This window comes from Marinomonas balearica, assembly GCF_004362145.1.
Taxonomy (GTDB): Bacteria; Pseudomonadota; Gammaproteobacteria; order Pseudomonadales; family Marinomonadaceae; genus Marinomonas; species Marinomonas balearica.
This window is the reverse complement of record NZ_SNXC01000010.1, coordinates 498,679-504,698: the sequence shown is the minus strand read 5'-3', so window position 1 is coordinate 504,698 and position 6,020 is coordinate 498,679. Positions and strand designations below refer to the sequence as shown.

Sequence of the window (6,020 nt, the reverse complement as noted above, 5' to 3'; positions counted from 1 at the left end):
GACTCTATCGTCAGAAGCGATGTCACCATCTTTAGCAGTACCTGTTACAGAGATCGTCTCGCCGCTTTCTTGAGCGTTGATAACATCATCTTCTGTGATGTCGTTAACCGTCACTGTACCCTCGGTTGCTGCAAGGTCTACTGAGTGACTAGACGAACCAGTCGTTTCAACCGTGTTTCCTGCATCATCACTAGATGTCACAACAACATCAAACTCGGTGTCCGCTGCAAGATCAGAACCCGCGACATCAACAGACCAAGTACCATCTGCGTTCACAGTGGTGCTGTATTCTTTGCCGTTGATGGTCATTTCAACTCTATCGTCAGAAGCGATGTCACCATCTTTAGCAGTACCTGTTACAGAGATCGTCTCGCCGCTTTCTTGAGCGTTGATAACATCATCTTCTGTGATGTCGTTAACCGTCACTGTACCCTCGGTTGCTGCAAGGTCTACTGAGTGACTAGACGAACCAGTCGTTTCAACCGTGTTTCCTGCATCATCATTAGACGTCACAACAACATCAAACTCAGTATCCGCAGCAAGATCAGAACCCGCGACATCAACAGACCAAGTGCCATCTGCGCTCACAGTGGTGCTGTATTCTTTGCCGTTGATGGTCATTTTGACGCTATCGTCAGAAGCGATATCGCCATCTTTCGCAGTACCCGTTACAGAGATCGTCTCGCCGCTTTCTTGAGCGTTGATAACATCATCTTCTGTGATGTCGTTAACCGTCACTGTACCCTCGGTTGCTGCTGTATCAACCGTATAAGTTGAAGAAGTAGATGCCGAGTATGCATTGCCTGAGCCATCTTGTCCTTTTACACTAGCAACAAGGGTAGCATCAGCATCTGCAACCAAATCAGAACCAGCAACCTCGACAGACCATGTTTTATCCGCTTGAACGGTCGCAGTGTAAGGCGTGTTGTTAATTTCAGCTGTAACGGTATCTCCCGCATGGGCATCGAAGCCAACACGACCGGTAACCGTAACCGTTAAACCTGCCTCTTGGGCATTAATCACATCATCAGGAGAGATGGAGTCAACACGGATAGTCGCAATCGCACTTGTATCTACAAGATAAGCTTCAGTAGAAGTTGTCGTGCCAGTTTGCCCGATCGCGTTAGATACGGACACGCTAGCATCAACAAGACTTTCGTCATCTGCTTCAAGGTCAGAGCCAGCAACAACAACAGCAAACTGACCATTCGTCACTTCGCCTTGGTATTTCGTACCATTAACTGTGAGCGTTACATCACCTGAGTCAAAATCATCACCCGTCACTGAACCTGTTACAGTGACATTACCACCCGCTTCAACAGCATTTAAAATAGAGTCATCAGTAATTGGATCGATATCTAAATTTATAGAAAGAGAGGATGTATCAAGTGTATGAGCAGAGCTACCTATACTTTCAACACTGTTGCCTGCATCATCGCTAGACGTCACAACTGCATCAAACTCAGTGTCCGCAGCTAAATCAGAACCCGCGACATCAACAGACCAAGTGCCATCTGCGCCGACTGTCGTTGTATAGGTCGTTTCGTTGACTTCAAGAGAAACAGAATCGCCTTCTGATATATCACCGCCTGACGCCACGCCACTTACGGTAATCGTTCCTGCCGCTTCTACTGCATTAATCATGTCATCGGCTGTTATTGAATCTACTGATACAGTACCCGCGTCAGCAGAAGTATCTAATGTGACAACCACTGCGTCTGAAGTCGAAGAATTGCCTGAAGAGTCAGTAACTCTAACGGTAATTGTATTCTCGCCTTCAGAGAGACCATTCGAGCCAGTAGTAAAGCTACTGATACCACTTGTTTCAGTAGTAGATTGAATTAACGTAGCACCATTAAACACTTCAACAAGAGCAACGTCAGAATCTATATTTGTTAACGTGAACGTCGCTGTAGTGTCATTTGTCAGATTATCACTTTGGGAAACGCCTGAATCACTTTCAGAGGAAAGCGCAACAACTGGCTTACTAATACTTTCATCAGGATTACCTGTACCTGGAGACGCGTTTTCTTCTGAAGGAACATCGTAGGAGCTCGTACCGTAATAATCGGCCCCACCTGTAGTTGTTCCGCCAGCAAGCACAGATCTTTCGTTGTCCGTATCATAACCGAACGTTGGCAAACTATTGTCATCATTTGAGCGACTGACTGACACATCAAAACGCTGCTCTTCCTCACCTGTTGTAGTCTCTTCACCTGCTGCTGGCGCATCCTGAATTAAGGTAGGGTCTTGACCAGCTAAAATGGCTTCTTGTAGTGCATCGGCTTCAGATGATGAATCAGCGACCAGCTCTTGATCGACATTGTCAAAACTAAAAATTTCATCGGTAATTTCAACGACCGATTGATTCGCTACAATAATTTGCGTGCCATCAACAAATTCAATCGTGGCACTACCACCTCCAACTGCTACAACCGTCTCGCCATAAAATATTGGATCACCAGGATTAATAATACGCTCTTGGCCATCAATGGATTGAACTTTTACGGTCCCTGATACTTGGGTTACAAAACCAACAGCATTACCTAGTGTTGCGAAAGAAACTTGGTTGTCGCTCATTTTACTTATCCTACAAATAAAAATTTTGTCTATGTAGCACTTTAGTTGCAACGGTCAAGAGTTTCTATTGTACCTTGGTACATATCGTTAAACTTAGAGCAAACAAATGTAAACAAATGTAAGTAGCCCAATATGTGTCGAAACCTCCGCTTACATTTGGAGAGTTAATCCTCAATTTGGCAAAACTATCAGTATCAAAATTGCCTATAAAAACGGAACTATCTATAATCACCCAAAATCCCAATCGCAGAGGTCTACGTTCAGGCCTCCTAACTTAGTTCGATATTAAAAGCGTAACGATAAAAAAGAATGTTACGACGCATGTCGTCTAAATATGTAACTTCTAAAAGCTGCGTAATGTTTACTGAACTCAAGGTCTACCCCAAATTAAGGTAACTCATGATAGACACAATGAAGAAAGAGTGGTTTTCCAACATCAAAGGAGACACACTGTCCGGCACCGTTGTTGCTTTAGCACTTATACCAGAGGCCATTGCCTTTTCCATTATTGCTGGCGTAGACCCTAAAGTTGGTCTTTACGCTTCTTTCTGTATTGCAGTTATCATCGCATTTATGGGTGGCCGTCCAGGCATGATCTCTGCAGCGACCGGTGCAATGGCGTTGTTGATGGTCACTCTCGTCAAAGAACACGGTCTACAATATCTATTAGCGGCCAGTTTGCTTTGTGGCGTATTCCAGATTTTAGCTGGCTACCTTAAGCTTGGAAGTTTAATGCGATTCGTTTCCCGGTCCGTCGTTACCGGGTTTGTTAACGCGCTCGCCATTTTGATCTTTATGGCTCAGCTACCCGAGCTGACAGACGTCACATGGCATGTATATGCCATGACTGCAGCAGGGTTAGGTGTTATCTATCTATTTCCCTATCTACCTGTTATAGGCAAGTCGGTTCCAAGCCCATTAGTTTGCATCGTTCTTTTAACTGCGTTTGCTATGACGGTTGGATTGGATATTCGCACTGTTGGAGACATGGGTGACCTTCCGGATTCGCTGCCCATCTTTTTATGGCCAGAAGTTCCACTAAACCTAGAAACACTCTGGATCATCCTACCTTATTCATTGGGACTTTCCGTTGTTGGCCTATTAGAGTCCATGATGACTGCCACCATCGTTGACGAACTGACAGACACAACCAGTGATCGCAATCGCGAATGTAAGGGTCAAGGAATTGCAAACATTGGCGCAAGCTTAATGGGAGGCATGGCAGGTTGTGCGATGATTGGACAATCGGTTATTAACATAAAGTCTGGCGGTCGCGGCCGACTATCAACCTTTATAGCCGGCACACTCCTCATCATCATGGTAGTTTTCTTAGATGAATGGATAAAACAAATCCCTATGGCAGCATTAGTTGCAGTTATGATCATGGTATCCATCGGAACCTTCTCTTGGGAGTCCATAATCAATCTCAAACACCACCCAATTTCAACGAATGTCGTTATGCTCGCTACCGTTGCTATTGTGGTAGCGACGCATAACCTAGCACTTGGTGTATTTGTCGGCGTGTTATTAGCTGCATTATTCTTTGCAAACAAGATCGGTCGTTTCATGGTCGTGAAGAATAACCAAGATCAAGCTACTAGCAACAAAAGGACTTACAAAGTAGTTGGTCAGGTATTCTTTGCATCGTCAGAACAATTTACAAGCTGTTTCGATTTCAAAGAAGTCGTTGACCACATCACAATTGATCTGTCAGAAGCGCATTTTTGGGACATTACCGCAGTATCCGCACTGGATAAAGTCGTCATCAAATTCAGACGAGAAGGCGCTGAAGTGGAAGTTATTGGAATGAACGAAGCCACCGCTACGGTTGTTGACAAATTTGGGGTTCACGACAAACCTGAAGAAGTAGAGAAATTAATGGGCGGCCACTAGTTCGCCCAAAAATGACTGGAGAATAACAATGATAAAAGTATTCGCGGGAATTGATGAGTCGGACATTACAGCCGACGTGATAAGCGCTTCAGCTTGGGCTTCTATGAACTTAGACGCACCACTGACTCTTCTTCACACGATAGAGAAGAGAGAAAGCAAATCTAAGTCCGACCTTTCTGGAGCCATTGGTTTTAGCTCCCGCGAACACTTATTATCAGAGCTTACGGAGCTTGACGAGAAACGTTCTAAACTTGCATCAGAAAGTGGAAAAATTCTATTGCAGGCCGCTAAAAAGCAAGCAGAACAAACCACCTCCTACCCCATAGAAACCCTCCAACGGCACGGCGATATTGTCGACAGTTTTCTGGAGCTAGAGAGCACTATTAGATTGGTGGTTATAGGCAGAGGAGGTAAATCTTCAAACGCAAATAACCACACTATTGGTTCGCATTTAGAGACAGCAGCTCGTCGCTTACACTCACCCATTTTAGTTACCACCCCCTCCTTCTCGTCTCCCAGCAATTTCATGATCGCTTATGACGGTCGCGAAGCCGCTGACAACGCGATAAAGAAGATCGTTAAAAGCCCTCTTCTTAAAGGGCTAAAATGTCATTTAGTCATGGTAGCTTCGAGAGCTAACGAAGATACGAGACATAAAATAGACAGCGCAAAAAACCTACTTACATCCGAAGGTTTCGAGGTAGAAGCGACGCTCCTTAATGGAGACATTTACCCAACATTGATGGAGTACAAAAAGGAAAACAACATTGAACTGTTAGTCATGGGAGCATACGCCCACTCTAAAGTCAGGCAGTTCTTTGTAGGAAGTAATACGAATAAAATGATTGCAGAAAGCGAGATACCGCTATTGATATTAAGATAAAAAAGAACTCTATATAGTAGAAAAGCGCTTTCAGCTCAGTTGAAAACGCTTTTCTTTAAAAGAAGTCACATCAAAAACCATCATCAAACGACGGAAGCAAGTTAATAGAAAGCTCTACTCCTTGACTCCAACCACTTCCGTATTCTTTCACTTCTAAATCCCCACTTTCAAGGAGCTCATGCCACACTCCAAGTCGGCCATTGTATGAGTCAGGAATGGAGACAATGCCACTTTCGTTTGACAACCGTACAGGGTGATTATCAGCCACATAAATATAGCCAATCATATCGTCGTGAATATTACAGCCAAGCACAACAAGACCTGACTCATCAAACTCCACTGGCGGTGGGGGCACCTCACCCTGATACAACCTAATTTCAAACGGTTTTATTGGGGAAAAACTGTAGACATGATGACGAATATTATCACTGTTAGGGAACGCAACTTTCTGACCTTTTTGAACAGCCATCACATGAGGAACAAATTGTTTATGCTTTTGATCCATTATCTCAATTTCATCAGGTGTATCCTCTTCAAGATCGAGAAGAGACACTATAGTATCTTTTACCTGCCTTCCATCCTGATCAACCAGAACAAGATTTTGAGCTTGAGCTGAAAAGGGAACAACTATTAGTAAAGCACTCAATTTTTTGATCATGTTTTC

At 44.0% G+C, this 6,020-nt stretch carries 4 protein-coding genes; 2 read left to right on the top strand and 2 right to left on the bottom strand.

Features of this window, described 5'->3' with window-relative positions:
• Positions 1-2,580, bottom strand: a 2,580-nt coding sequence (locus DFP79_RS07460) for a retention module-containing protein (RefSeq protein WP_166637663.1), incomplete at its 3' end; no start/stop codon positions are given.
• A 399-nt stretch (positions 2,581-2,979) separates the two neighbouring features.
• Between DFP79_RS07460 and DFP79_RS07455 the strand changes: the two genes are divergently transcribed.
• The gene (locus DFP79_RS07455) at positions 2,980-4,473 is read left to right on the top strand and encodes a SulP family inorganic anion transporter (protein WP_133503297.1); all 1,494 of its coding nucleotides are present in this window, start codon (positions 2,980-2,982) and stop codon (positions 4,471-4,473) included.
• Between the two features lie 28 nt (positions 4,474-4,501).
• Positions 4,502-5,356 carry a universal stress protein gene (locus DFP79_RS07450; RefSeq protein ID WP_133503296.1) on the top strand — a complete coding sequence of 285 codons (855 nt, stop codon included), beginning with the start codon at positions 4,502-4,504 and terminating at the stop codon, positions 5,354-5,356.
• A gap of 70 nt (positions 5,357-5,426) precedes the next feature.
• Here the strand turns inward: DFP79_RS07450 and DFP79_RS07445 are convergent, their stop codons facing one another.
• Positions 5,427-6,014 (bottom strand): methylamine utilization protein, encoded by a 588-nt coding sequence (locus DFP79_RS07445; RefSeq protein ID WP_133503295.1) that lies wholly within the window; start codon positions 6,012-6,014, stop codon positions 5,427-5,429.
• Between the last annotated feature and the right edge of the window lie 6 nt (positions 6,015-6,020).